At 48.7% G+C, this 25,722-nt stretch carries 25 protein-coding genes; 4 read left to right on the top strand and 21 right to left on the bottom strand.

Annotated elements, in window-relative coordinates; translation table 11 throughout:
* Nucleotides 1-84: 84 nt before the first annotated feature.
* Genes BLW34_RS00725 through gspG form a run of 11 tightly spaced genes read right to left on the bottom strand, consistent with a single transcriptional unit; the run spans nucleotide 85 to nucleotide 9,721 of the window.
* A complete protein-coding gene (locus BLW34_RS00725) occupies nucleotides 85-732 on the bottom strand; it encodes a hypothetical protein (protein ID WP_090574347.1) in 648 nt (215 codons plus the stop codon).
* On the bottom strand, nucleotides 726-1,109 hold the full coding sequence (locus tag BLW34_RS00720) for a type II secretion system protein (RefSeq protein ID WP_090540629.1): 384 nt from the start codon (nucleotides 1,107-1,109) through the stop codon (nucleotides 726-728). Before BLW34_RS00720 ends, BLW34_RS00725 begins: the two co-directional genes overlap by 7 nt.
* 6 nt (nucleotides 1,110-1,115) lie before the next feature.
* Nucleotides 1,116-1,622, bottom strand: a complete 507-nt coding sequence (locus BLW34_RS00715) for a type II secretion system protein (protein ID WP_090574345.1) — start codon at nucleotides 1,620-1,622, stop codon at nucleotides 1,116-1,118.
* Between the two features lie 4 nt (nucleotides 1,623-1,626).
* Nucleotides 1,627-3,915, bottom strand: a complete 2,289-nt coding sequence (locus BLW34_RS00710) for a FecR domain-containing protein (RefSeq protein WP_090574343.1) — start codon at nucleotides 3,913-3,915, stop codon at nucleotides 1,627-1,629.
* Nucleotides 3,912-4,505: a hypothetical protein gene (locus tag BLW34_RS00705; protein ID WP_090574731.1), complete on the bottom strand. Its 594-nt coding sequence runs from the start codon at nucleotides 4,503-4,505 to the stop codon at nucleotides 3,912-3,914. The genes BLW34_RS00710 and BLW34_RS00705 overlap by 4 nt, the downstream gene beginning before the upstream one ends.
* 1 nt (nucleotide 4,506) lies before the next feature.
* Nucleotides 4,507-5,061 (bottom strand): hypothetical protein, encoded by a 555-nt coding sequence (locus BLW34_RS00700; RefSeq protein ID WP_090574341.1) that lies wholly within the window; start codon nucleotides 5,059-5,061, stop codon nucleotides 4,507-4,509.
* On the bottom strand, nucleotides 5,043-5,579 hold the full coding sequence (locus BLW34_RS00695) for a PilN domain-containing protein (RefSeq protein ID WP_090540625.1): 537 nt from the start codon (nucleotides 5,577-5,579) through the stop codon (nucleotides 5,043-5,045). The genes BLW34_RS00700 and BLW34_RS00695 overlap by 19 nt, the downstream gene beginning before the upstream one ends.
* Nucleotides 5,567-6,418, bottom strand: coding sequence for a hypothetical protein (locus BLW34_RS00690; RefSeq protein WP_090574339.1), 852 nt, complete (start codon nucleotides 6,416-6,418; stop codon nucleotides 5,567-5,569). Before BLW34_RS00690 ends, BLW34_RS00695 begins: the two co-directional genes overlap by 13 nt.
* Nucleotides 6,399-8,090, bottom strand: a complete 1,692-nt coding sequence (locus BLW34_RS00685; protein WP_090574337.1) for a GspE/PulE family protein — start codon at nucleotides 8,088-8,090, stop codon at nucleotides 6,399-6,401. The genes BLW34_RS00690 and BLW34_RS00685 overlap by 20 nt, the downstream gene beginning before the upstream one ends.
* Nucleotides 8,087-9,277 carry a type II secretion system F family protein gene (locus BLW34_RS00680; RefSeq protein WP_090574334.1) on the bottom strand — a complete coding sequence of 397 codons (1,191 nt, stop codon included), beginning with the start codon at nucleotides 9,275-9,277 and terminating at the stop codon, nucleotides 8,087-8,089. Before BLW34_RS00680 ends, BLW34_RS00685 begins: the two co-directional genes overlap by 4 nt.
* 9 nt (nucleotides 9,278-9,286) lie before the next feature.
* Entirely contained in the window at nucleotides 9,287-9,721 is a 435-nt protein-coding gene (gene gspG, locus BLW34_RS00675) for a type II secretion system major pseudopilin GspG (RefSeq protein ID WP_090540549.1), read from the bottom strand.
* A gap of 711 nt (nucleotides 9,722-10,432) precedes the next feature.
* Between gspG and BLW34_RS00670 the strand changes: the two genes are divergently transcribed.
* From BLW34_RS00670 to BLW34_RS00655, 4 genes are all read left to right on the top strand, one after another.
* Nucleotides 10,433-10,930, top strand: coding sequence for a hypothetical protein (locus tag BLW34_RS00670; RefSeq protein WP_090540547.1), 498 nt, complete (start codon nucleotides 10,433-10,435; stop codon nucleotides 10,928-10,930).
* 58 nt (nucleotides 10,931-10,988) lie between these two features.
* Nucleotides 10,989-11,423: a YMGG-like glycine zipper-containing protein gene (locus BLW34_RS00665; protein ID WP_256203510.1), complete on the top strand. Its 435-nt coding sequence runs from the start codon at nucleotides 10,989-10,991 to the stop codon at nucleotides 11,421-11,423.
* A gap of 244 nt (nucleotides 11,424-11,667) precedes the next feature.
* Entirely contained in the window at nucleotides 11,668-12,708 is a 1,041-nt protein-coding gene (locus tag BLW34_RS00660; protein WP_090574332.1) for an Lnb N-terminal periplasmic domain-containing protein, read from the top strand.
* On the top strand, nucleotides 12,686-14,059 hold the full coding sequence (locus BLW34_RS00655; protein WP_218138710.1) for a hypothetical protein: 1,374 nt from the start codon (nucleotides 12,686-12,688) through the stop codon (nucleotides 14,057-14,059). The genes BLW34_RS00660 and BLW34_RS00655 overlap by 23 nt, the downstream gene beginning before the upstream one ends.
* Before the next feature lie 287 nt (nucleotides 14,060-14,346).
* Here the strand turns inward: BLW34_RS00655 and BLW34_RS00650 are convergent, their stop codons facing one another.
* From BLW34_RS00650 to BLW34_RS00605, 10 genes are all read right to left on the bottom strand, one after another.
* Nucleotides 14,347-14,982 (bottom strand): glycosyltransferase family 2 protein, encoded by a 636-nt coding sequence (locus BLW34_RS00650; protein ID WP_090574330.1) that lies wholly within the window; start codon nucleotides 14,980-14,982, stop codon nucleotides 14,347-14,349.
* Nucleotides 14,983-15,156: 174 nt separating this feature from the next.
* Complete coding sequence (locus tag BLW34_RS00645; protein WP_090574328.1) at nucleotides 15,157-15,993, bottom strand: aldolase/citrate lyase family protein; 837 nt, start codon at nucleotides 15,991-15,993, stop codon at nucleotides 15,157-15,159.
* A 2-nt stretch (nucleotides 15,994-15,995) separates the two neighbouring features.
* Entirely contained in the window at nucleotides 15,996-16,964 is a 969-nt protein-coding gene (locus tag BLW34_RS00640) for an NAD(P)-dependent oxidoreductase (protein WP_090574326.1), read from the bottom strand.
* Nucleotides 16,965-16,966: 2 nt separating this feature from the next.
* A complete protein-coding gene (locus tag BLW34_RS00635) occupies nucleotides 16,967-17,806 on the bottom strand; it encodes a glycosyltransferase family 2 protein (RefSeq protein WP_090574324.1) in 840 nt (279 codons plus the stop codon).
* A gap of 516 nt (nucleotides 17,807-18,322) precedes the next feature.
* Nucleotides 18,323-18,748: a hypothetical protein gene (locus BLW34_RS00630; RefSeq protein WP_143037836.1), complete on the bottom strand. Its 426-nt coding sequence runs from the start codon at nucleotides 18,746-18,748 to the stop codon at nucleotides 18,323-18,325.
* Nucleotides 18,749-18,971: 223 nt separating this feature from the next.
* Nucleotides 18,972-19,772, bottom strand: coding sequence for a hypothetical protein (locus BLW34_RS00625; protein ID WP_090574319.1), 801 nt, complete (start codon nucleotides 19,770-19,772; stop codon nucleotides 18,972-18,974).
* A gap of 131 nt (nucleotides 19,773-19,903) precedes the next feature.
* Complete coding sequence (locus BLW34_RS00620) at nucleotides 19,904-20,302, bottom strand: SemiSWEET family sugar transporter (protein ID WP_090540531.1); 399 nt, start codon at nucleotides 20,300-20,302, stop codon at nucleotides 19,904-19,906.
* Nucleotides 20,303-20,392: 90 nt separating this feature from the next.
* Nucleotides 20,393-21,871 carry an alpha-amylase family glycosyl hydrolase gene (locus tag BLW34_RS00615; RefSeq protein WP_090574317.1) on the bottom strand — a complete coding sequence of 493 codons (1,479 nt, stop codon included), beginning with the start codon at nucleotides 21,869-21,871 and terminating at the stop codon, nucleotides 20,393-20,395.
* A complete protein-coding gene (locus BLW34_RS00610) occupies nucleotides 21,837-24,428 on the bottom strand; it encodes an MGH1-like glycoside hydrolase domain-containing protein (RefSeq protein ID WP_218138708.1) in 2,592 nt (863 codons plus the stop codon). The genes BLW34_RS00615 and BLW34_RS00610 overlap by 35 nt, the downstream gene beginning before the upstream one ends.
* A gap of 74 nt (nucleotides 24,429-24,502) precedes the next feature.
* On the bottom strand, nucleotides 24,503-25,567 hold the full coding sequence (locus BLW34_RS00605) for a sulfotransferase family protein (RefSeq protein ID WP_090574315.1): 1,065 nt from the start codon (nucleotides 25,565-25,567) through the stop codon (nucleotides 24,503-24,505).
* Between the last annotated feature and the right edge of the window lie 155 nt (nucleotides 25,568-25,722).

Raw genomic sequence — 25,722 nt, 5'->3', positions numbered from 1 at the left:
TTTATCATCCCTCATCCAGCCTTCTCCCAGCGGGAGAAGGTATAGTTGCCGAATTTTGAAGTGCGATGAGTATAAGTCATTCTGTCACTCAGGATTTTGTGTAAATGGATTAGCGCCACTTGCTGGCTGGTTTTGCGAAAAAGGACTAGGAGCTGCCGGAGCCTGACCGCTTGCAAAAGGATTGGTAGGCGCAGTATTTGACGAACCTGACTTGGGGGTTTTTGATTGCTGCGATCCCGTTCCGCTCGCCGCACCACCAGCATGAACAAACTTCCAGTCCTTATAACTCTTTGCTTCTGAAAATGCGGAGTAATGTTCTGGAAAATTGGCTCGTTTGATCGGAATTCCGGTCGATTGGCTATATACACCGGTAATTCCCGTATCTGATTGCTTAATCAATCCCCAGTCAAAACCATTAGTCATTGGATCCAGGAAAACTTTTCTGAGATGACGCCTGATTACCAATGAACTTCTATCTTCAAGCAATTGCTCAAGTGATTCTGGATACCGTTTTGCTTTCCCAGATGAGTTATTGTAATACGACTCGATTGCACGCCTGAATTGATCGCCTACAAACAGGAGTTCTCTTTCCTTCTCCTGCTGGGATTCAATTTGCCACATTGGACCTACGCCCGCCAGCACGACACCTGCGAGCGCGACCGCAAATAGTGTCCATAGATAAATATAACCTTGTTCTGCAAAGGAATAGTTATCGTGATTGTTGATTACCATTTATCGTAGAATGTTCCGTCTAACGCCTGTTTATCAGAGCTACTGTGTATATCATACACTCCCTCAACCTCTTCATCAGGGGAAGGGATTTCGATCCAAGTCAAAGCGCTGTCGGTCATCGGATCCATTGGAATGGCGCGAACATAGCGCTCTTCCACTAACTGCTCCAAGTTAACTGGATAGGCTCCTCTATCAGCGTAGAATTTATCGATCGCATCGCGCATGATGCTCAGATTTTGTCGCAGCACAGCTTCTTTTGCTCGATCGACCGAATTAAAATATCTCGGCGCAACGATACTGAGTAAAGTAGCTATCACCGCCATGACAACCAATAACTCGATTAGAGTAAAACCGGTACGCCGGCAAAAATCAGGCATTCTCATTCACCACAGATTATAGGGTTTCCCATTCAGCCCTATCCGCTCGGAACGCGAATAGATATCAAAAACATCATCGCCTTCTTCCGGATTATCGGGCGGACTTTCGTAGCTGCGCTTTCCCCATGTGTCAGCATCTGGCACCTCCAGATCGGTATCTGCAAACATCGGATCTCGCGGTAATCGTCGCAAAAAATAGATCATATTTTTTTTAGGATCCTTAATATTTGGCACCCCCTTTACCAAGTCTTCCAACTTCCGAGGATAGCCCGACTCGTCTGTTTTCTTTTCCACCATCCCCTCATCCGCAGCCTGTTTATAAGCATCGATCGCTGTACGAACCTGCCGCAAGGCAAGGCGCAATTCTTGTTCCTTCTCACGCTTTATGGCAATCTCACGCAACGGCATCGCGGCAGAAGCCAATATAGCGACGATAGCCACCACTACCATCAATTCAACCAGGGAAAATCCCCGATAAGCAGATAGTAATAATCTAGAACCTCGTTTTAGCATACCTCTAATGAATTTCGATGCTAACCGCCGGCGGCAAGCTGACTTCTACCGGATTACCCTTTTCATCTTGTGTGGTCAAACTCTGAATAGTGATGTCAGTGGTTCCCGGATTTGTGCTCACTGCTTTAAAACGCAAAACTGTTGTCATTCCATTTGGCTCTTCCCTACCCAGCTTGATAGTACGCATTCCGGTCTTCTCACCGCCATCCAATACTTCCAGCATATTCTTATCGTATGTCAGGTTAAGCTCACTCACTAGGTTGGTATTCTGAGTAACGAGTCTCACCGTAGCGGTAAATTCCCGATCCATGGCTACGGTCGCTGGAGCCAGTAAGGTTAGTGTCGGGGAAGAGGGAGTAGATGACGCAGCCGCCGCCGCTGCTGCAAAAGGATTAGGAGCAGCATCAGATCCATCCGCAGTAGGCGTTGGCTGGGCTGCTCCACCAAAAACAGAACGGACATTGGATGCGGGACCGGAGGGAGCTAGAGCCAGCGATCGTGGCAATGTTTTCCGGATAGTTGTAGGCAATCTTCCTGCAGCATTGGCCGTACCGGAGTGAAACTCACTCTCCAATTTGGTCGGTTGCGTAACGTTACGGACAATGCGCGGTGTAATTAACAGCACAACTTCCGTCTTTTCCCGGTTCAGAAGTTGATTACCAAATAACCGGTTCAGTATCGGCGTATCGATCAAGCCTGGTATTCCCCCGAGATCTCGCTTGTCATTATCGTTAATCAAGCCTGCCAGTATATGGGTTTCACCATCTCTTGAGGAAAGTAAAGTTTCTGCGGTACGCGTCCCTACCACTGGAAATCTACTACCCTCTGTGGTACCTCTTTCGAAACCCGTAATAGAACTCACTTCGAGTGCAACTTTGATGGACACTTCGTCATTTGGAGCAATGACGGGTTCAACTTCCAGCTTCAGCCCCACATCAATGAAGGTAACCGATTGAGAGACGGTAGCAGCGGTACCCGTGACATTGGAAGTGATAATCGGTTGCCTGCTGCCAATCAGAATTTTAGCCTTTTCGCGATTTTTCACACGAATACGAGGATTAGCGAGCAAGTCACCAAAACTCAGATCTTTTCTAAGATCTATCGCAACTCTGTTACTGATCGCGAAATTCTGCAAACCAAAGGTAAATTGATCAAGTGTAGTTGCGGTGGCAGCTTCAAGAGGATTACCGGATGGGGAAGGTGTCGGAGTATAAGTGACGCTTCCTGGAAAATTAGGGCCAAGTTTAGTCAGGCTATTCCGGTTGATTTCCAATACCTCGACATCAAGCATCACTTCCGGATCAGGAAAATCATTGACTGCAACCAAGCGCTCTACCAACCTTATTGCTTCCAGGGTATCGCGCATGACAAAAAGATTGAGTTTCTCATTGACGTAAATATCCTTAGCCTTGACCAGTCCCCTGATCATCGCAACCATCTGTTTGACATCGGTATTGATCACATGGAAACTGCGCACGACCAATTCCTGATATTCTTTCTGCTTAGCTGGCGTATCCGGATAGATCAGCAATGAATTATCGTTCAAAATCTTGTAAGCAAGCTGATTGGTCATCAGCAGCAATTTCAAAACATCTTCAATTCTGTTATCGCGCACAAAAATAGACGTCTTCGATTCCTGCTGGACATTTTTATCAAAAATGAAATTGATCCCTGCAGTACGTGATATCAGCTCAAAAATGGACTTCAAGGTCGCATCACGGAATTCCATCGTAATGGGCTTGTTAAAAGCAGTGATTAATTTCAGCTCAGGATCTTCAGTACGGCTAATCCGCTCATTAATCTCCTTGATCAATTGACGACCATCTCGATGCATCGGATTTTCCTGTAGCACCGCACGGGCGGCTGCTTCCGCACCTTCCACATCGTTCTGGGCAAGCAGTTCCCTGGCTTCCCTAATCATGGCAATTTGATGCCGCTCCAGACTCAGCGCCTCTAATCCAGCTTTGGCACGCTCGTTATTACCATTAATTTCCAGTACATGGCGGTACTTCTGCTCAGCAACATCAAGATTCCCTACCATTCGAGCATTTTCTGCTTCATTGATTCTTTGAGCAATGATCGCATCACGCTGGCGCGACAGTACGGCGCGAATTTCCTTGTTATCAGGCTCTTCATAGGCTGCTTGCTCCAGTTTCTTCAAGCCGGCATCTAATTGACCTTGAGCAATCAATTGCTGGCCTTCTGTAAATGCCCGATTTCTGGTGGTTAATGGCGCACAGCTCGTTAATAACATCAGCAGTAACGCAATAAAGACAAATCTGCCTGATTTCATTGAAACTTTCCAGGATTATTGTTATTGATAAGAAGGGTTTGTTTGATACCCAACGGTAGATAAGTAAACTCGATCGCGTCATCCTTAATCCGATCGACCCGATACTTTGCCTCGATACGCTCCCCTACTTTTGCAATATAGTTATTCTCTGCCATGGAAAGAAATACGCTGGTTATCTTTCCTTCCGTAATTCTGCCCACATATTTAAATTGCAAAGGTGGCGCTACCGGTGGTGGAGGCGCAAGAACGGGAGCGGGTGGAGGGGAAAGTGCAGGTCTGCCATCCGGCCCGAGACCGAATGGTGACTGGGAAGAACCCGCAAGGGATCGTTTCGGTTCCCATGACGTAGACGCAAAGATATCATCCGCTTCAGCGCTGAATTTACGTTGCCCCAATTGATCAATTGGCAGATGACCCATATCACTTTTCTTGCTACGTGCACTACTGGACGCAGGCCTGGCTGGCAAGATCGGCTGCACAGTCTCTTCCACCTCGACATCACTCTCTTCTAGCCATACCACTGCAAGCAGGGTTGCCGCTAATGCGCCACCTAGAATCAACTTGCGGGTATTGGACGTCTGTTTTTCCATTTCAGCCATGCAGATAAAGATTCATGCTAAGGCGCACATCCAGTTTGCCCGATTTGATATCTTGACGTTTAATCACCACATCAACCAACGCTATTGCTGGAACGGTTTCCAGCGCATCGGCGATGAACGCACGAACTTGCGGATAACTGCCGCGGATAGGTAAAACCACCTCATAGCGCGCCAATTTTGATCCCTGCTCTTGCATTAACCGATATTCACTGCCACTTAGTTCAATGCCACGCTTTTTAGCAACCCTATCCAATTCCTTGACCCAATAAGGCGAGGAGTCGATGCTTGGAAAAAAATCATAAAAAACCTGTAACGACTGGCTATCATCCAACTTGGCGCGTTCGACAGATTCAATCTGCGTCTGCTGTTGCAGGGATGCTGCTTGTTCTTTAAATTTATGCAGCTCTTCTTTTTGCGGCAAAACGGCTGCCCAAAAAAATACGGTTGAAAGTACCAGCAAACCCACGCCTATTTTTCCAATTAAGCTCAGTCGTGTTGTTTGCCAGCGTATTTGGATCAGCAGTCTTTCTAGGGTAAGTCGATCCATGTGGTGGTCAGAGAAAAAGCAATGGGTCGATAGGGATTCTCTTGCTTCACTTTATAGTTGAGCAAATGGGCATTTTCAAAAACATCTTCGCGCTCCATCGCTTCGACAAAATCAGTCAGCGCCACCAGATTTCTTGCCTCACCACTGATTCGTATCGTTCGATTGGCTACATTCGGTTGTACGGATAATAATGCAATTTCTTTGCTGACGGCATACTCCAGAGAATCAAATAATGCTTCCCATGGTAAATTGATCTGTCGCAAGATTTCCCTTGCCTGTTTAAGTTCCTGTTGCGTTTCCTGAGTAATTCGTGCAATGGGTGCTCTAGGTGTCTTTTTATGCTGCTGTTGCTGTTCAAGACGATGGATACGTGCGTCCCAATGCGCAATTTCTTCCATGATCAATCTCAACTGATAAAAGCATACAACGAAAACAAGACAACCTATTCCTAGCAAAATATAATCGATACTACGTGCTTGCTGCCCTGCATAGGGAAACCTCAGTTTCAGACTACGCATGATTTCGCCTCACTGCCAGCCATAGTAGGAGAAGGAAAATAAACTGGCGCCGGTATTTTTTCATTGGGTAAATAAGCAAATTGCCACCCTTTATCGGCTGGCAAATCCAAATCTGAATGTTCTGGTGAAAATAGATATACCTGCTCAATGGGTTCCCGATAACCAGAATTAATGATCTCCTGTTCAAGTGCGGCAAGTAACTCAGTTTCAACTGAATGCACTATCCGCTGATTGCGAATTCCCTGCCACTCGCCGTTAGCAAATGGAAGCATACACAGTCGCCCAGGCTCAATTACCACGAACCAAAATCGCTTATCATTAAATGCGTTACACCATTGATCAAAAGCGGCAGTCAAATAGGGTTCTACCTGTTTCAACTTAATACTAAAACGTAATGCCAGCGCTTCAAGCTCATGATATAAGTCACGCGCGATCGCGGCGCACACTGTACCCCGATAGGGGTCCCAATCACTGATACTCATGACCCAGCCATCAACTCGCTCCCCGTAAACTTCACGCATGCGAAAATTGGCATAAGCCAACAACTCAGCAGGATCGGTAATTTCTTGCTGCGGCGGAACAACAACATACCGCATGAAATGATTTGAAAGCGTAATCCTCAGCTCAGCGCCCTTCAGAGCTGAGGAAGCATTCTCCTCCTCAAGCATTTGTTCAAGCTGCTGCAAAGAGGGTTTCCACATGGCAGCAGCTTGTTGATCGTCATAGACTCTCGAGATTCTGGGCGACTGCCTGGCTTTCATACCACGGAACGTCCTCACCATATCCACGCGTCCAGGAGCAAAAAAAATCTGAATCTGATCACGCCACAATCGTGACACGATTAGCCTCCTGCAAACTGGTTTGTCCTGTTTTGACCATCTCAAGCGCAGCTTCCCGCAAAAAATGGGTCCCATTCAGCCTGGCTGCTTCTTTGATGCGGCGAATGGTAGCCTGCGCGATAATCAGCTCACGAATCTCGTCATTCAATAACAATATCTCGGCAATCGCACTCCGCCCCCGATAACCACTTCCGCGACATTGACCACATCCTTTGCTGACACGAAACTTATAGTGCTCCACTTGTTCGGAAGGAATGCCCGATTCTGCAATCAATTGATCCTCGGGGCGCTCCTCGACCATACAGTGAGGGCACAACAAACGGACCAATCTTTGCGCAACAATACCGTTCAAGGCTGATACAAAACTATAGGGATCCACCCCCATATGGGAAAACCTTCCGATCACGTCGAATACATTGTTGGCATGCACCGTGGTAAAAACAAGGTGACCAGTCAGTGCAGCCTGTATGGCAATTTGGGCTGTTTCCGCATCACGGATTTCACCCACCATGATTTTATCCGGATCATGTCGCAAAATTGAGCGTAATCCCCGCGCGAAAGTAAGCCCCTTCTTTTCATTGACAGGTATTTGCAGAACGCCAGGCAATTGATATTCGATGGGATCTTCAATTGTAATAATTTTGTCATCACCACGATTAACTTCTGAGATTGCGGCATAAAGTGAAGTCGTCTTGCCACTTCCGGTAGGTCCGGTTACCAGCAACATGCCGTAAGGTTCCGAACTCAACCGGCGGATACTGGTAATGGCGGCCTGATTGAAACCCAGCTGGTTCAATGTCAATCCCTCGACATGATCCGTAAGTGCCTGCCGGTCCAGAATCCGCAACACTGCATCTTCACCAAAAATACTCGGCATGATCGATACACGAAAATCGATTTCCCGCCCCTGAATGGAAACCTTGAAGCGGCCATCCTGAGGAATGCGGCGCTCTGCGATATCGAGATCAGACATGACTTTGATGCGCGAAATCACCTGCTCCGCCAAATCATGGCCCTGCATCACACCGATCGTGGTCAATACACCGTCAATCCGGTATTTTATCGCCAATGCACCCGGCGTCGTTTCAAGATGAATATCGCTTGCCTGTGATTTATGCGCATCATACAAAGTGGAATGAACCAATCTCACCACCTGGCTCGTACCTTCATGAATCGTCTTTAACGACAGGTCTTCGATTCCTGCCTGCGCCATGCCGTGTTGCTCCGCTGGCAGCACGTTATCCATCGCCCGCATATTCTTTTCTTGCCGGGTGAAAAAGGCTGACAGATCAGCCGGGTGCACTAAATACCAGACCGCACCGACTGCAATGTATTCATCCGCCCAGGCGTGCAAATTAGGTAAAAATGGGTCAGCTATCGCAAGCAAGTACTCTTGATCTTTATGAAATAACACGCATTCCTGTTTGACGGCTTCGGCAAAAGGCAAAATTTCAAAAGCGGGATGCAATTCGTGCAAATCCTCCATCCTGAGCACTGGCATCCGCAGCAGCCGGCCCAACTCGACCATCAGTTCACTGGATGAGTAATCACACATTTCCTCCAGTACTTTAATGACAGGGGTTTTCTGGGCTAAAGCCTGCTGGCGCGCTTGGCCAAGCTGATGCAGATCGATAGGTGGTCTTGCAAGAGACTGTAAACTTGCTTCAATCAATTGATACTTCCTGCCAATTCAAAAATAGGCATATACATTAAAATAATGATACCACCGATCACCGTGCCGATAACCGCCATCAGCAGCGGCTCAATCAACTTGGTTGCCCACTCGACCCAGCGCGCGATTTCTTCATCATGAAAACCACCAATACGCTCCATCATGTCTCCCATGAGACCCGTCCGTTCGCCTACGCGCAACATCCGACTGCCTACTGGAGTCGTTAACTCTGCCATCTGCATCGCACTGGAGATGGTTTTGCCTTCACGGATGTGGGCTGCCGCCGCGATGACCCTGGGCCGGAAATGAGGCTGCAAAAGATTGCTCACCATTTCCAATGCTTTAGTGATCGGAATACCCCCTCGCAATAACATTCCCAGTGTTTTATAAAACCGGGCGAGTTGATAAACCCGCATACGCTCACCAATGGCTGGGATACGCCATAACAACTGCATTAAGCGCGCTCGAAACGCAGGCCGCGTGAAACCATAAGTGGTCAAAGCGAGGATGGCGGTAACGATTCCCGCTAGCATCCAGCCACTTTCGTGCACCAAACGCCCCCATTTAATCAACATAACGGATAGCCAGGGCAAATCCGCACCGATATCTTCATAGATGGCACTGAATTTAGGCACTACAACAAGCAGCAGAAAAACGGCCACAAGCAGTCCAAGCACTAAGAGCAAAACCGGATAAATTGAAGCACCCACCAGTTTCTTACGCGCCAAATCCATTTGCGTCTGATAGGCGATAAAACGCGTCAACGCTTCAGGTAAATCACCGGTTCGTTCGCTTGCCCTGACTGTTGCAACATACAATGCGGGAAATATCTGGGGGTGAGTCTCTAATGCATGCGAAAAGGTCATACCTTCATACAAGCGCGCGAGAATTTCCTGGATAATCTTGCGTATGCCACTATCTTCTTCTTTCTCGATGAGTGTCTCGATGCTTTCTACCAAACTGAGACCTGCCGTTAACAGAGAAAGGAGCTCCTGGCTGAAATGGGTCAGTGGAAAACGCGTTCTGGTTCCGGGTTTGGGAAGCCAATCCACGAAGCTCCGTTGCACACTCAGCACCATCCCACCCTGAGCAGCAATCTGGTGCCGAACTTCCTGCTCACTGGCCGCATCTAGTTTGAGAGATACTGTGCCTTGTTTAGCAAGAACTGCTTTTACAGTATAACGCATTGACCCTTTCTACCAGTTGGCGATATCGGCAGCCTCACCCGTACCGCCTGGCTGCCCATCTTTTCCTAATGAAAATAGATCAAACTCTGCATGCTCACCCGGATACTTGTATTGATAGGGTTTTCCCCATGGATCAGAGGGAGGTGTTTTACTAAGATAAGGTCCCTGCCATTTTGGCTCGCTACCAGGTCGTGCCACAAGCGCGTTCAATCCTTGGTCGGTAGTGGGATAACTGCCTACATCCAAACGGTATTGATGCAAGGCTTTTTCAAGTGAATCAATCTGGGCCTGCGCCATTTTGACTTCTGACTTGCCTACCTGCGAAAAATATTTGGGACCAACATAGGCAGCCAGCAAACCTATGATGACCATCACCACCAGTAACTCAAGCAGGGTAAACCCACGGACGGAACTTTTGCGCGAATTCTTAGAGCAGTACTCCATTTTTGACCTCTCAACTAAAGTAACTATTTTGACTTGTATTAATGTAATCAATGCAATCAGGGATAATAATATGCTACTTAGCCCAATGCTGCTAAAAGCTAAGTCTATCCAAGAATTATTAAAATCAGATTTTTCATTAGAAAATATGAGGATAAAAAAATGGATATGAATTTGACTGATATATCAAAAGCTTTTATGCCTATGAACATTTCTCAATTTGATATTTGAAAGTATACAAATTATAAATCACTATACATTGTATCAATTTTGATGAATTGCACCTCGTTTATCCATCTTACTGAAAAATGTATAGAGAGACAGCAAGGTTTTCATGGCACCCACAAGTCTTTATCCAAACTCGATATTATATTCCCAGAACCCAAACCAGAACATATTTGCCGATTTTTGGCAATCCGTTGAAATAACGTGAATTACGCTAATAACGCTCCGCAGAAAGTCTGTTGGAAACTGTACGTTTATATTTCTAATTTCATTATTGGCCACACCGCGTTAGCCACTTCGCTCAAAACTCGCCCGCAAATAAGTCTATATCAGCCTTTGCATCATATTATAGACCAGCCTGATGAAATAGCCCGGCTAGGTGTTTACACGTATTGCGATGGTAATGAAGATAAGAAACAATGATCATGGTATCAAGAAAACATTTCGGCAATCGGACCACTGGCTTTCATTTCTGATGGGGAGAAAAACATGAAAAGGCAATATTGGGTGAACATACTGTGTCTTGCTTTATTGATTTTTGCTGCAACGCTGACGCTGCCCACCTACGCTGAAGAAGAAGGCAATGCAACCAGCAATATGGAAATCTTACGTCAGAAGATCATCGCGGATAAAAAATTGCTGGTTGCCAGCAATATGAATCTGACCGAAGCGGAAGCAAAGGCGTTCTGGCCTGTCTACGACGCCTACCAGAAGGACCTCCAGCAGATTGATCAGCGCCTGAATAAGGTGATTAATGACTATGCCACGGCCTTCAATAAAGGTGCGATGTTAAATGAAACAGCGACTCAATTGATTGATGAAGCCATTGCCATCGAAATGGCCGAAGCTAATTTAAAACGGTTATATGTGCCCAAACTCAGCAAAGTTCTTCCTGGCACAAAAGTGGCGCGTTACATTCAGATCGAGAACAAGGTTCGAGCCATCGTACGGTACGAGCTTGCGGAATTGATTCCATTGGTGGAGTAAGACACTCAGAGTAACCACGCTTCAGGTATTTTTTGAATATATACAAGAGGCAAAGAAAATGATTTCGAAATCCATCCTATCACTCATGATGTTTGCAGCCCTTGTCAGCGCCCCGGCGAGTGCGCAACTGACTGTTTATCCTGCAAAGGAGCAGTCAATAGAACAACAGCAGAAGGATGAGGCCGAGTGCTATGCCTGGGCTAAGGAGCAGTCGGGCTATGATCCAGTGCAAGCCACGCTGCCAGCACAACAAAGCGTTGGTGGTGAACGGGTAGGCGGCGCTGCTCGCGGAGCGCTGGGCGGCGCCGCGATTGGCGCGATTGCAGGTGACGCTGGAAAAGGTGCTGCGATTGGCGCAGTAGGAGGAACGCTGCTAGGCGGCGCAAGGCAACGCCACAAGCAAGCGAGTAATGAACAGGCAGCAAACTCAACAGCAGCAGGCTATAGCACAGCAGCAACAACACTTTCAACGTGCCTATGCTACCTGCTTTGAAGGCCGGGGTTACACGGTAAAATAACGGGTCACGCTGAGCCGAGTCGCTGACGTTGTGGGAACACTATGGCGACAGCACTAGCGCTTTTCGGCGCCTGATCATTCCAGTGGTGACGATATGTTGCAATAAGGGAGGCGCAGATATGAACGTGGTCTTCACTCGACGAACAAACTTGTCATGTTGCTTCCATTCTGCTTGCAGCGGCGACCTTGGAAGCAATATCAGGCCGGCAGGCTTCTCCTCATGAAGAGCCCGCGGATTCGATTTACCCACATTGCGGGCCTAGTGTTGCTCAGTTTGCTGACGATAACGGCTGGCGGATGGGGTGTGCTCGCCCTCATTTTTTCAGGGTCATCCAGCGATATGGTGCGCAGTATTCTGGCCGCAGCATTTGCGGGTGTATCGCTCGCAGCGTTGATTGCATTGGGCTCTCGCCGTTGGCGCTGGCAAGCTGTTGCCGGTTACTTCGCGCTATTCACAGTGCTATTAGTATGGTGGCTCAGCATTGAACCATCCAATGAGCGAGACTGGCAAATGGACGTCGCGGTGCTGCCGTATGCTACGATCGAAGGTGACTTGATTACCGTGCACAACATCCGCAACTTCGATTACCGCAGTGAAACTGATTACACGCCGGCCTACTACGACAAACACTTCGACTTGCGCGAACTGGAGGCAGTGGATATGGTCGCCTCCTATTGGATGGGGCCTGCCATTGCACATATATTCTTGAGCTTCGCCTTTACTGGTGGCGGCAATCTCGCCATTTCCATCGAAACACGCAAGGAGAAAGGCGAGGATTATTCCTCCATCAAGGGTTTCTTCCGGCAATATGAACTCATCTACGTAGTGGCCGATGAACGCGACGTAATACGGTTGCGCACCAACTATCGTCATGATCCACCGGAGGATGTTTATATTTACAGGATCTCCGGATCGATCGAGAATGGTCGCCGGTTGTTCCTTGAGTATATGCGCAAAATCAATGCACTAAAGACCCAACCCGAGTTTTACAACACACTGACGACCAACTGTACGACGAGCATATGGCTGAACACTCGCGTCAATCCGACGCATCCGCCATTCAGCTGGAAAATTCTGGCAAGTGGTTATGTACCGGAACTGTTATATGAATACGGTCGCTTGGATGCCGGCGATTTATCTTTTTCTGAATTACAACAGAAGTCTCATATCAATGCCCGCGCGCAGCCAGCTGATGATACCGCGGATTTTTCACGTCGTATTCGAGAGGAGTTTAGAAATGACGCTCCAGCAACGCACTGAGTCCAGAAATAACCGCTTAACTCATAAAACCATGATGATAAACGCTTACCATTCAAGTATAAAGATTATAGGGTTAATTATCTTTCTCTCAATCGCCATTTTTTTATCAGGTTGCGCCAGCATCAGTAAAGGGGTGACGCAAGCTCTCCTGGAAAAAGCTGAAAGTGAAGATACCCGAATATGTCAAGTGCAAGGTAAACCTTTTGCAGGGATTGAACCAAGGCTGGGCAAAAAAGAGGGAGAGACCAAAGTCCTGATGGTGCATGGTGTAGGTTATCATATTCCGGGATATTCCACTGAATTTTTGGAAAAATTAGGCAAGGCATTAAACTTGAACAGTCGTTCGGGAGATTCCAAGAATATCGCTTTGGCCGCCCCATTGTTTCCCGACCAAAGCCTTGGTAATTTGCGCATAACGCACCTGCTGAATGAAGATGCCAGCAAGAAACTTACCTTTTATGAACTCACCTGGTCGGAAATTTCCCGACCAGAAAAAGCATTGCTAGCTTTCGATAACTCTGGAGAACACGAGTTTCGGAGAGCCAGAATTAACAGCGTGCTAAAAACATTCATCAATGACACCACGCCCGATCCCATTATTTATTTAGGAAAAAGCAGGCAACTTATCCTGGCGGCATTTGGCCAGTCATTCTGTTGGATGGCAACACAATATTGGCAAGATCTCCCTAAGGAGGGCAAACATGTGTGCCAAGGCTTGGGCGATGAGCATATCGACAAGTTAAGCCATGATGATTATGTTGTTATCTCACATAGCCTAGGTAGTCGTATCACGATTGATGGTTTCCAGCGTATTGCCGATATGTTGGAAAACCCGGAAAAGTATTTTAGTTTACTACCAGAAGACCGGCAGAAACTTAAGACCGCAGCCTCTACCAAAGCAATGGAAGTACTCCGAAACAAACACGTCCCTGTTTTCATGTTATCTAATCAACTCCCCGTACTGCAATTGGGCAGAGAGCTTCCCGAGGTGATTGGGCAGGAAGCGGCGTATTGTGAACCTGAAGGCGCACATTACAGTCAGCGCATGCTTAGTGAAACATCCATTATCGCCTTTAGTGATCCCAATGATCTATTAAGTTATGGAATATCCAGGGATTTTAGTGAGAAATATCTCGATTCCAGATTATGTGCCAGCATCACCAATGTCACTATAAATGTGGCCAAAATCATTAATGCGTTTAATGTTCAGGGTCTTGCTAATCCGCTGGAAGCCCATGTGGGCTATACCAATGATGAACGGGTGATCGCACTGATTGCCAATGGGATCGGCAATCCCAATACATCCCCGCTTATTAAAGAAAGGTGTGAATTTACCAAAATAGCCGAGTAAGTGATTGCTATTGCAAGAACACATCATCGTTAACCGGGATTTTCCATTAGGAAAATCCCGGTTAAATTCAAAATATACAATTTCCAGAAAAATTGAGAATCCGGTATGGCGTCACAGCACGCTGCTGAATATCAAGTAAATTGCTCCTTGGCATACCTGCCACCTCCCTGTGTTCTCCAGGCGTGATTTTTATAATGATCAACATAACATCTTGGGACAACTATTGCCCTGTCATGAGCAGATAATGAATTTAAAATTCTCTTATTCTGTTGATTGTCGTTAGTTGGCTATAGGTTAAATAACCTTATTTGAAATTCGGTTTCATTCCCTTCAAAAGGAAACGCTGGATTGAAGTAATGTTTATCGTCATATCTATTGTTGATAAATGTTTTTGTCGTACACCCAAAGCAAAAACCATTAACAAACCCGACTTTTATTGGATTTTCATTTCTACTTCTGCCGTTATGAGAATATTGTTTTTTCTCACTTTGATGAAAAAGATGATTGAATGTCCAACGCCTGCTCTTGTTAACCCAGGCATGACCAGGATTATTTGTGATCGGTCCATAAATAACATCATCAGCAATGAGGGACGAAACAAAGTGCTCCCATGTTTCATTAATTAAAATATCATCATTCATGATAAAAATAATTTCGCAGTCGTTTTGAATGCATAAATCGACTCCTTTATTCCAGGCACCCGTCAAGCCACCATTTTTATTTTGATCATCTACCCGAATATAGCGAAAGTCATTTCTGGCATTACAAAAATCTGCAACTTTAAAATTGTCTTTATGGCTGGATTCGTTATCGAATACACAGACGAATTTTTCACACTTAATGTGATCAACTATAGAATTTAAACATGGCAATATGAATTTGTTCACAAAATTGTGGTAAGCCAGGACGATTCCTATTTTCATAATATGATGTTTTTATAGACTTTATTGTGTTAAGTGTAGAAAATTCACTCCGGAATCAGTCCGGAGCCTTTTCATTTTCCCGAAGAATTTCGCAGATTATTATGGGCTTGAAAAATGCCACAGTATAGGCTATTTCCTGCATGAAACATCTCGATTAGCAACGTCACATCTCAATTAAAATTTTTTGCCTAATTTTTTATTAGTTTGAATAGTACTTGCCGCTACCCAAAGCTTGTCCCATGCTTCCATCAGGTCCTGCTGCGGGCGTTCATACCACTCATCCATACGGTTGCGGAAAGCCGCAACTTCTCGGGTTAGATCAAGACAAGTATAGTCTGGAGAGGTAAAAACTCTGGATACGAGCGCCCGGTCAGCCCTCAAACGTGGATATTGGGCGTAGATGAGGTCAGATGGAATAGGCAGGCGATCATCTTTTACCCGACCAATGCCACCAAAACCAAAAGGAAGACCTGCGTTATGAACGATGTCTGAAAGGGTATTCATAAATTGGTAGCGCAGGAGTTCGAAGTGACTCTTCAAACCAAGATCAAGATGCAAATCGTTCAGTCCAATATGAATCTCATCAATTCCTTTAAGCCGCACAATATCATCAATACGCACGGCGGCGGCGGCTGTTTCGATCAGTAGCGAAACTTCTGCTCGACCATCAACATAGCTAATGAAATCTGCAGCTTCTTCAGCGGTACGGAACATTGGGAGCATGAGCACTTCTGCGCCAACCTCAATGTAACGATCAACTTCATCACGCAAGCCGGGATGGGGTGGATTGGTTCGCACAAAAAGTTTAGCTTTCTTCAGGGTCTGCCGCAAAGCGGGTAGCTGCTCTTCCTTATGATCAGAAATCCAGGTATTCAAATGCTGCTGCCGTTCAGCTTTACCCAGCATTTCAAGATCAAGGCCAATGCGGTTGATTCCTGCCGCATCAGCGCGGCTAGCCAATTCACTATCATTGGTAAAAAGTGTCAATACAAAATCATTTCCGTAACTCATCCTCAGCCCCCTCCAGCCAAATCATCCAGAGTAATCATATCCAGCAGTGCTTCGCCTTTCAAATAGCTTCTAACCTGATTTTCAATAAATGCTTCCAGTTTCTTTTGGTATTCCGGATGAAATACTGCCACCTTGGGCGTAATAAGCAGGTGGGGTGTAGCCCAGATTGGGTCGGCCGGAGAAGAAGGAATAGGGTCAATGACATCAAGTGCAGCACCTCCCAGACGCCCTTCCCGCAGTATGCTAACCAGCGCATCGGTATCAACCACTCCACCTCGGCCAACGTTAACAAGTACAGCATGCTGGGGAAGTGCTCGCAAAATAGTTTCATCAAAAAGATGGTGGGTATCTTTGGTCAATGGCAGCGTAATAAAGCAGAGATCCGCACGACGTAAATGTTCACGCCAGTTGTTATTGGCGCAAAATAATTCATCGCAGACAGCCTTTGCTTCAGGAGAATACTTTCTCGTCACACCAAGGACTGTTAATCCATTTCTACGGAGAATCCTGGCCAATTCTCTTCCGATACAACCCACACCGAAAACCATAGCGGTTTGAGGAATTGGCAGCATATTGAAAGGCGAATGCGCCCATATGCCTTGTTGCTGGGCCTTAATCGCCTCGGGGATACGTCGCACCATGGTTAGCGCCAGTGTAAAGGCGTGCCATGCAACGATATCTGAGAAAGCAGTACAACGGGTTAGTATGGGATTAACCCTGCGTAAGTCAGAAGATAGCAAATGATGCGGTCCGGCCGCAGTACTTTGAATCCATTTCAGGCATCGCACATGTGGAAGTGTTTGGCGCAAATAACGGTGCCCCAGGATGATCTCAGTATCGGCAGCATGGCGAACGGCAATCTCTTCTGAATCAGCAACAACCACTTCCATATCTTCGCGCAGCGCTTTTAACCGCTCGATATGCTCCTGAGAGGGCCGTAGATTACTGTACATAAGTAAAAGCTTGCTCATTTCTATTTGCTCGATTTTTTAAGAATACGCCGAAGCTCTGTATATCTTTCCAGGAATTTGCGGAGTTGAAATTCAATTCTTCCCATCGCTTTTACTTGGGACGATACTGTTGAAAGCGGTATTTCAGAAGAAGCCTCCTGAACAGCCAGGAATTCTTTTTCAATTCTTTCCTTATCTAAAAGGTACTGATGCCCCCACTTTTTTTCGATGTCTACCTGACTCAGTCCTGTGCGAAGTTCCGCATAGCGTGTAACAAGATAATCAAGTCCAAGATATTTGTAGTGGAGCAACTTGAGATCTCTTTTTTCAGGAAGCACCACCCGGCCGGTTGGATTGGCTCTATGTCGACCTGGAATAAAATTAGTCTCCTCGATGGCATCAGGATTAAATATGCAAAGTTTATCCATCTTCTTATAGCGCATGCCGCGAGTAATCAGATCGCATAATCGTCCAGCAGCGTCCGGGAAGGAATCTGAAACCATCTGATAACCCTCTGCTGGAATAGCGGTGATTCCAGCATCCTGGCACTGTTTGAGATAGCGGAGTAAATTAGCATGATAAAGGTGCTCATCCATACTACAAAGGATTACCCAGTCTGCTTTGTTGCGGCTTCGTTTCCAAATATTGTCATTAAAGACAGTAGCGCTTGCCACTAATGAATTAGATTGCTTGTGAAAGCGGTCGATTTCAACCTTTGGTTGCTTGCCTAAAATATCAAGGGACGCATCCGTAGAAGCGTCGTCAAAAATGAAAAAGCGATCGGCAATGGCGTCATAGTGCCGAAAGTAATAAGGAAGCATTCTTTCCTCATTCCAGCAGAGCGAATAAATATGAACAATCATATATCTTGAACTCCAGATAGCGCATCCGAATTAATTGGAAGTACACTCACACTATGATCTTGATCTCACTATACGATCATGCCAGTGGAGCGTCACACAAATGCCTTGACCCAATGAAATCGATACCTCCCTCCATCAAACGGAACATGAATCCGCACCCACATTGCATATATGATAAAAGGACGCCACGCTACCCCGAATATTTCATAAATTCGCGTGATGATCACGCAGGATTTTGATTGATAGGGAAGTTTTGAGAAAGAGGGGTGTAGTAATTCATACACCCGACTGAGCAAAATCTTTCTTATTAATCAAAAGGCAAGTGAGGGCACGTGCCAATTTATGAAATATTCGGGCTACATAGCAAAAGCAGGCACGAGCTAATGTAGCGGCATTTACGAGACTATACTAGATACGAGTAAATTTAGGTTTCTTTTTAAAAAGCTTGCAAAGCTGCATGGGACCAAGGTCTGCATAACCTGCCCCCTGTCTAGCCCGAATATTTCATAAATTGGCTTATAAAATATTCGGGCTAGGTGCGACTAGCCGGTCATTCTGAACGACAAAGTGTTTTATTATCTCCAGCGTCGGGCAGCACATCGGATCTTGCGGGCCGTGCGTCGTCATCGCAACTGCAACGCGGTCACGTTCGATTGCCACCGAATGCACCTTGACTCGGTCACCCAGAAGAACTGTGTCAGTATTCGTCCAGCCTTGAGCGCTTTCAATTAACAATGCCAGCTCATAGAACGTACCCGTTCCGTCCAGGGTCGTTACCACCATGATCGCACCCACTGATCTGCCGTTCAGCATTCCGAATGCTCGCTTATCGGTAAGCTTCACCACCACTTCGGACGCAGACTCTGGCGCGGCGGACGCGCGATACTCACCCTGCGCAAGTGTCACGGGGCCAGCCTGAAACACCTTCGATTGGAATGTCATCGATTCAAGATCGCAGAACGCCTTCCCATGAAAAGGGACCGAAAGCGCCGTGACCCAGACCATGGCAAGAAGAATTTTCTTTCCAGCGTGTGTCATGGCGTCTCCTCAACCGTTGCTTGAGACTTCCGCATCTATCGAGTGGCGGTCGTGTTATGCGTCAGCAGAAACCACGCAATGCGCGCCCCATGCTGGCCGATCCCCATACACTCCCGTCCTACATATCTCATTCGTTCTTCTCGTGAGCCAAATTGTCAAGAAATTGATCCAGACGAGTATACTTCGACGATGTTTTTCTGGTCAGCAAGTCGGTTAACATACTACCGAACGCGGCTCGTGCAGCATCTTTAATAAACATGGGATCCAGACTCGCTGTTTCGTTTAGCACGGCAGATTCAGCCGCAGAGGACCAAATGGGTTCGCCGCTCACGGTGTCCCACAGTTGCAGGGAAAGTCTCATGACGGCAGAACGAGTCTGCAAGACCAGGAATGGCGCGACCGGCGCTTCCAAACGGTTCGTCATGGTTTGTGAAATATATGCCACCCGGGGCTGAAGCACGTACCGTGCTCCGATACTCTTTCCGATTTTTTGAAGCAGCTCTCGATCCAGTATATGGCTCTGATCAGCACCCTGGCGCAAGCGCGTATATTCTTCTCTCAGGCCGTGACGGTTGATCAGACCGATCGTTTGCTGTTCGTCTATAATCTTCCAAGCCGGGGCGACTTTCTTGATGGATTCAGCAAGGTAAAGACCCAATCCTGCTTCATCCCCCCGAAGGAGGGGCGCCGGTGCCAAGGGCGTGAACAGTGCCACCGCTTCCTGTTCCAGGCTTGCCAGATCCGATGGGGAAGAAAACAGTGTCGACGTGGTGCGCACCGTCCACCTGGGCTGGAGACTTTCACACCCTGTCATGAAAAGAATGAGAAGGACAAGTCCTGCTACCCTGATCTCTGTCCGCAAAAAAAAGGTGTGAGTCATATCACCAATGCCTCCTGCACGGATGAATGCCGATTGTTGTAATTCCATGAATGGACTTACTCGTCCGTCATCATTCGATAGATCAGGCCCACAAATAATAAGATATCTTGGAACCGGGCTGGTCCAACAACCGGTTCAGATTGTGGCGCCGCTTCGCTCGCGCAATCCAATCTTATTCGTTAACTTGATTCACTTTGGCCCATATTTTCTCTGCGGGCAAAGTAAAAATAGGCGCCCACCACGAAGAAATTGGTTATCACCGCGATGGTATTCCAAAGAATCACGGGCCTTGAAAGAATCAGCAATCCGTAGTAAACCCACAGGATTTGGAAAGTGCCCATAATGGCAGCCATCCTCGGATTTATGCCTTTGCTTGATCTCCGCCTGAGCATCCCGATCAAATCCGGCAGGGCGGCAAAGGTTGTGCCTAATCCCGCCACAAAACCGACGACTTCAGACCTATAAAAACCGGGGAATAATAGACTATTCACATCGTGAATGGCTAATTCCCCACAGCCCGCAAGCATGAACGTGCTGAAAAAGATACAAAACAACCGAATACTCTTAAGAGAAACCATGTTTACCTCCGTTTTAGGTGACTGCCAATCAGCTCATACCATTCCCTCAAAACCTCCTATCGTTATCACCGTTACCTGAATCCTGTTTGATCAACGGCTCTCGCAGTGAAGAACGTGACAACCCCACGGCTCCAGATCCACGTGCAGACCCGATGTTTGAAGTTCATCACCCGCCCGATCAAACACTGTTTTCTGTAGCGGATCAGTCAACCGCCAGGAACAGTCCGCGAGATCCCCCCATGGCAGCCTAATTTGCGCCTGGGAACGGCTTGCTGAAAGATTGATGACGATCAGGTGGCGATCAGCTTCTTTCTGCCAGCACCAGGCGACCACGTTCGAAAAAATGTCATTGTCCGGCCAACCGATCCGCTCACACAGTCTCCACTCCCCGTCCCTGAAGTCTTTGCTGCGAAGGGTTTCAAGAAGAGTGTGGTAGAACTGCTGAAGATTCTGGTCCGGAGTTTCATCGGGACGGCGGCGCAGGAACACAGGGAGTCTCACGCGGCGTCCCTCGAATTGCCCTTCGTGAAACAGTCTAGCGCCAGGTAGCGTTGCAAACGTCACTGCAGCCGCCCGCGCCTTCTGTTCAGTAAACGTCGCAGCGGCGCGCGGTTCATCGTGGTTCTTGATGAAGCGAACGAGCTTCTCCTGGTAGGGCAGATCGGCACAGAGATGCAGGCGCACGCTCTCGGCCGGACCATGCTCAAGACGATCATAAAGGCGCTTGTCGTAGCAATAGTCGAAACCCTGCTGCTGAAGCTCCCATTCCTTGTCCCAGTAAGCTTCAGCCATGAAGAGGACATCGGGGTAATGCTGCCGCACCCCTTGGATCACCTCCGACCAGTATTCTTTCTCGGGACGCGGCCCGGCGCGGGAGCCCCAGGTGCGCTCGAAAATGGGCGTCATAAGCAGCATCGCCATATCGCAGCGCATGCCGTCGCATTGCCCGGCAATCGATCCCACAGTCTCGATGATCGCCTGGCGCAATCCCGGATGAAAGCCGTTGAACTGCACCACATCAGGCCAAGGCGCAAAGAACGGATCTCTCCCCAGCGCCAGGACCTTGCCGCCGGCCTCGAAAAATTCTCCCGGCTTCTGTGCCAGATCATCACTGTTGCCCTGGATGAAATAATCAGGATGCTCCATGACCCAGGGATGATCCGGCGCCACGTGATTCGGGACGAAATCCAGGATCAGTCGCAGCCCCCTCTTGGCCAGCTTCTCTCTGGCAGCGGCAAGCCCCTCCGGGCCTCCCAGATGGGCATCCACGACGTAGCGCCGCACGCAATAAGGTGAACCGACATTGTCCTCTGGCGCAAAATCGGGAAGAGCCCGGCGGAAATCCGCAAGCAGCCCTTCGTTTCGCATCGAAATGGCGATGCCGGCAGGACTCCGCTCCCATACGCCCATGAACCAGACCGCATCAAAGTGGAACGCGGCAAGCGCATCCCATTCTTGATCGGGAACCGTGGCCAGGGTCACGGGCTGCCGATGTGTCCGGCTCAACTCACTCAACCACACCCAGGTATTGATCTCATAGATCAGCGGGTACTTCGGCCAGGTATTCATACGTTACTTCCTTCGGCAGCCTTTGTGAACGCAGCCTGCTTACCCCCTTCCAGAGCCCGCTTGGCATCCAGGAAGCCGAACAGTTGGATGAGTTTTGCCACGCACCCGGTCCAACCGGTCTGATGGCTCGCACCCAATCCGGCACCGTTGTCGCCGTGGAAGTATTCATAGAACAGGATGTAGTCGCGCCAGTGCGGGTCGTTCTGGAACATCTCGTTGCCGCCATACACAGGGCGTTGGCCGTGTTCGACTCCGCCGGCAGGTAATCCACGCGATACTCCTGACCGCTCACGTGGAAGACATACGGATGCTGCTCGTGGAACTTGGACAGCGCGCGCAGGCCGTAGGGGCTGAGGAATTCATTTTCGTCGAGCATCTTGGTCAGAATCCGTCTTAGCCGATCTGGGGTGACCATGGCCGCGATCCCGCGATCCGCGACACCGTAGTGCCCAGGGCCGGTAGGGTGCATGGTATTCATGAGTTCGGGAATTCGGCGCAGGCGTTCCACCATGAGGGTAAGCGCCTGCGGGATGCGCTCCCGCTGCCACGCCTCGATAACTGTCGTCGCGCACAAGGGCAGCAACCCCACCATCGAGCGCACCTTGAGCCGCGTGGCGCTGCCATCGGGCAGCCGCAGCAGGTCGTAGTAGAAGCCGTCCTCCTCGTCCCACATCCCCTCCTGGCCGGGACGGTTCATGGCCGCAGCAATATAGTAGAAGTGCTCTGCAAACTTCAGCACCATGTCCTCGTAGGTCGGGTCGTGAGTGGCCAACTCGACGGCAAGTTCCAACATATTCTGGCTGAAGAGAGCCATCCAGGCGGTGCCATCCGCCTGCTCCAGGTGACCACCAGTGGGCAGTGGCGCGCTGCGGTCGAACACGCCGATGTTATCGAGGCCGAGGAAGCCGCCCTCGAACACGTTCTTGCCGAAACGATCCTTGCGGTTTGTCCACCAAGTGAAGTTCAGCAGCAGCTTGTTGAACGCCAATTTGAGGAACTCCACGTCCGTCTTCCCGTGCAGACCCTGCTCGGTACGGTGCAGGAACAGGGTCGCGAAGGCGTGCACCGGGGGGTTCACATCGCTGAAATTCCACTCATAGGCGGGCATCTGACCGCTAGGATGCAGGTAGACGCCGCGCAGCATCAGTTTCATCTGATCCTTGGCGAAGTCGGGATCGACGATCGAGATCGGAAGCGTATGGAAGGCCAGGTCCCAGGCCGCATACCACGGATACTCCCACTTGTCAGGCATGGAGATGACGTCCTTGTTCAACATGTGGAACCACTCCGTGTTCCGGGCATTTCGATACCCAGTATGCAGCGGATTAGAGTTGTGCTCGCTCAGCCAGTTGTAACCGTCGAAGAAGAAGAACTGCTTGCTCCACAGCATGCCGGCGATGGCTTGGCGCATCACGTTGGCCGTATCTTTACTCACTGATGGTGGCGTCACGGACTGGTAAAACTCATCGGCTTCCTGGAGCCTGTCGTCGAAGACTCTGTCAAAATCCTTGCCAAAGGATTTGTTCTTCTGCTCTGGAGAACTCCTGGAGAGCCGCAGGCGAATCATTGTGGTCTGACCGGCGACAATATTGACCTGGTAATGCGCCGCAACCTTGGTACCCTGCTTGCCAGGATTGACCGCTTCTTGTCGACCTTGCACCACATAATCATTGATGCCGTCCTTGACGTACGGACCCTCGTTCGGATACCCAGGAAAGAGCCGATCGTTGTTCGTTACGTTATCGGTGAAGAGCAGCGGCACCTCGCCTTCGCAGGAAAGGATGAATTCACCCAGCAACGGATGCATTGCTGTAACCGCGCTCGTGTCTTTCGCTTCCTTGATCTGCTTGAGATTGGGTTTCTCGGGTGATCTGTTGGATTCAGCAATCCACGACGACCAATCGTTGCGAAACCACAGTGTCGGCAGGAGGTGCAACCCAGCCGCTTCCGGTCCTCGGTTGGTTGCCGTGATCTTCACCAGAATGTCTTCCGGACCGGCTTTGGCATACTCCACGAAGACGTCGAAGTAGCGATTGTCATTGAAAACACCCGTGTCGAGCAATTCGTACTCGAACTCATTCCGCGAACGCCGTCGATTCGTCTCCACCAAATCGACGTAAGGATAGGCCGTTTGGGGATACTTGTAGAGATACCTCATGTAAGAGTGCGTCGGCGTGCTGTCGAGATAGAAGTAGTATTCTTTCACATCTTCGCCGTGGTTGCCTTCGCTGTTGGTCAATCCGAACAGCCTCTCCTTGAGAATAGGATCCTTGCCGTTCCACAGAGCCAGGCTGAAGCAGAGGTGCTGCTCGTCATCAGAAATGCCAGCGATGCCGTCCTCTCCCCAGCGGTAGGCGCGTGAGCGGGCTTGATCGTGAGTGAAGAAATTCCAGGCATCCCCCCCTTCGCTGTAATCCTCGCGCACCGTCCCCCATTGACGCTCCGAGAGATAGGGACCCCACTTCTTCCATGGCATGCCTTCAGTCCCACCTGTTCGGCTATGCCTGCTACATTCATCGAGTCGCTTCTTTTCTATATTACTTTTCGGAATTGACATTTGATCCTCCGTTTTATTAATACATTCAGATAAATTAGCTTAGTTACTCGAGCAATGGGTGCTGCCGGTTGCCGTTACATCGACTTCGGTGAAAACTTTTGCAATGCGGGTGGCCTGCCCCCTCCTGGATCAGATGCTGTACTGCCCCAATATGGCAGCAAGCGATACGTAACACGATCTATTTTTCCGGCGAGCCAGGAACTCAAATCGCGGTCTAGCAATCGGGACAGAAGCTGGACGTCGGGTCGCAGCGTCTCGCGCACGACGGCGGCCACCTGAGGGGTCAACGGTGCGGGCGATTCGGCGATCGTATTCCAACCAGCCACCCGGCTGATCAGACTCCGGCGCTTTGAACCATCCTGATGGTAATTGGCTTTGTGGCGCCGCAACGTATCGATTACTTTTCCACGGCGCATCACTGGCAGGTAAAGCAGCTGCTGCAGCCAGCGATACCGATACATACGACTCGGGTATTTCCGCTCGAAACGCGTCTGGCCGTCATAGTCGACTTGAAGGAACTCGAGGGCACGCCGGTAGACGTTGAGCGGGTCGGTTACGAGATCATCGAAAACGATGACGTGCGTTCGTTCACGCCCGGCGATGGAATAGAGTCGCTGTACTTGCGCACCAAACTTTGCGATCTCACTATATATCAGCAGCCGGGCATCGAGACATTGCTTCGGGATGTTCTCCCCTCGGGCGCGCGCCTGCTGGAGCGCCCACGCTTTCCCGAAATCCGGTTCATCCTCTTGCAGCAGGTACCGCAGCCGCTGGTGATAGGAGGGTAGCATCGTCAGCGGATCGCGAACCAGGACGATGAACCGTGCATTAGGATTAAAGCGCAGAATTTGTTCAATCGCTTCGGGCAGGTAGAGGTATGTTACCGACCCCTCGCCCACGACGCGGCAATCAGCAGCGCAATGACCGAAATAGCGATCAAGGTAGTCCCGCCGCAGCTCAGTCTCGGAAGGCTCATTATCGAGCCGAGCGAAGTAGTGTGTTTCTTTCGGCTGCGAGAAGCCTATCTGCGGGTTGCGCGCAAGGTAACGGCAGAACGATGTGGTGCCACAGCGCGGCGCACCCACCACGAAGAAATCAGGAAAGCGAGAAAATTGAATTATCTGCTGATTAGCTTGCATAAATATATGCCCTTTTTATTAAGCGCTCGTGCTTTAACAGACTATTAAAATATGCTGATTAAAGAAATACGTACGAGCACGTAGGGATACTCTTTATAGACAAGCCATCAAAAAATTCTGTGGTTTAGGGAATTCCTAATAGCTGACGCAGCCAA

The organism is Nitrosomonas sp. Nm58, from assembly GCF_900107335.1.
GTDB lineage: Bacteria > Pseudomonadota > Gammaproteobacteria > Burkholderiales > Nitrosomonadaceae > Nitrosomonas.
This window is presented reverse-complemented; position numbering and strand designations above follow the sequence as displayed.

Coding starts and splice junctions, on each gene's coding strand:
- BLW34_RS00725 (WP_090574347.1), bottom strand. CDS start 732: ATGGTAATCAACAATCACGATAACTATTCCTTTGCAGAACAAGGTTAT.
- BLW34_RS00720 (WP_090540629.1), bottom strand. CDS start 1,109: ATGCCTGATTTTTGCCGGCGTACCGGTTTTACTCTAATCGAGTTATTG.
- BLW34_RS00715 (WP_090574345.1), bottom strand. CDS start 1,622: ATGCTAAAACGAGGTTCTAGATTATTACTATCTGCTTATCGGGGATTT.
- BLW34_RS00710 (WP_090574343.1), bottom strand. CDS start 3,915: ATGAAATCAGGCAGATTTGTCTTTATTGCGTTACTGCTGATGTTATTA.
- BLW34_RS00705 (WP_090574731.1), bottom strand. CDS start 4,505: ATGGAAAAACAGACGTCCAATACCCGCAAGTTGATTCTAGGTGGCGCA.
- BLW34_RS00700 (WP_090574341.1), bottom strand. CDS start 5,061: ATGGATCGACTTACCCTAGAAAGACTGCTGATCCAAATACGCTGGCAA.
- BLW34_RS00695 (WP_090540625.1), bottom strand. CDS start 5,579: ATGCGTAGTCTGAAACTGAGGTTTCCCTATGCAGGGCAGCAAGCACGT.
- BLW34_RS00680 (WP_090574334.1), bottom strand. CDS start 9,277: ATGCGTTATACTGTAAAAGCAGTTCTTGCTAAACAAGGCACAGTATCT.
- gspG (WP_090540549.1), bottom strand. CDS start 9,721: ATGGAGTACTGCTCTAAGAATTCGCGCAAAAGTTCCGTCCGTGGGTTT.
- BLW34_RS00670 (WP_090540547.1), top strand. CDS start 10,433: ATGAAAAGGCAATATTGGGTGAACATACTGTGTCTTGCTTTATTGATT.
- BLW34_RS00665 (WP_256203510.1), top strand. CDS start 10,989: ATGATTTCGAAATCCATCCTATCACTCATGATGTTTGCAGCCCTTGTC.
- BLW34_RS00660 (WP_090574332.1), top strand. CDS start 11,668: ATGAAGAGCCCGCGGATTCGATTTACCCACATTGCGGGCCTAGTGTTG.
- BLW34_RS00655 (WP_218138710.1), top strand. CDS start 12,686: ATGACGCTCCAGCAACGCACTGAGTCCAGAAATAACCGCTTAACTCAT.
- BLW34_RS00650 (WP_090574330.1), bottom strand. CDS start 14,982: ATGAAAATAGGAATCGTCCTGGCTTACCACAATTTTGTGAACAAATTC.
- BLW34_RS00645 (WP_090574328.1), bottom strand. CDS start 15,993: ATGAGTTACGGAAATGATTTTGTATTGACACTTTTTACCAATGATAGT.
- BLW34_RS00640 (WP_090574326.1), bottom strand. CDS start 16,964: ATGAGCAAGCTTTTACTTATGTACAGTAATCTACGGCCCTCTCAGGAG.
- BLW34_RS00635 (WP_090574324.1), bottom strand. CDS start 17,806: ATGATTGTTCATATTTATTCGCTCTGCTGGAATGAGGAAAGAATGCTT.
- BLW34_RS00630 (WP_143037836.1), bottom strand. CDS start 18,748: ATGACATTCCAATCGAAGGTGTTTCAGGCTGGCCCCGTGACACTTGCG.
- BLW34_RS00625 (WP_090574319.1), bottom strand. CDS start 19,772: ATGGAATTACAACAATCGGCATTCATCCGTGCAGGAGGCATTGGTGAT.
- BLW34_RS00620 (WP_090540531.1), bottom strand. CDS start 20,302: ATGGTTTCTCTTAAGAGTATTCGGTTGTTTTGTATCTTTTTCAGCACG.
- BLW34_RS00615 (WP_090574317.1), bottom strand. CDS start 21,871: ATGAATACCTGGCCGAAGTACCCGCTGATCTATGAGATCAATACCTGG.
- BLW34_RS00610 (WP_218138708.1), bottom strand. CDS start 24,428: ATGTCAATTCCGAAAAGTAATATAGAAAAGAAGCGACTCGATGAATGT.
- BLW34_RS00605 (WP_090574315.1), bottom strand. CDS start 25,567: ATGCAAGCTAATCAGCAGATAATTCAATTTTCTCGCTTTCCTGATTTC.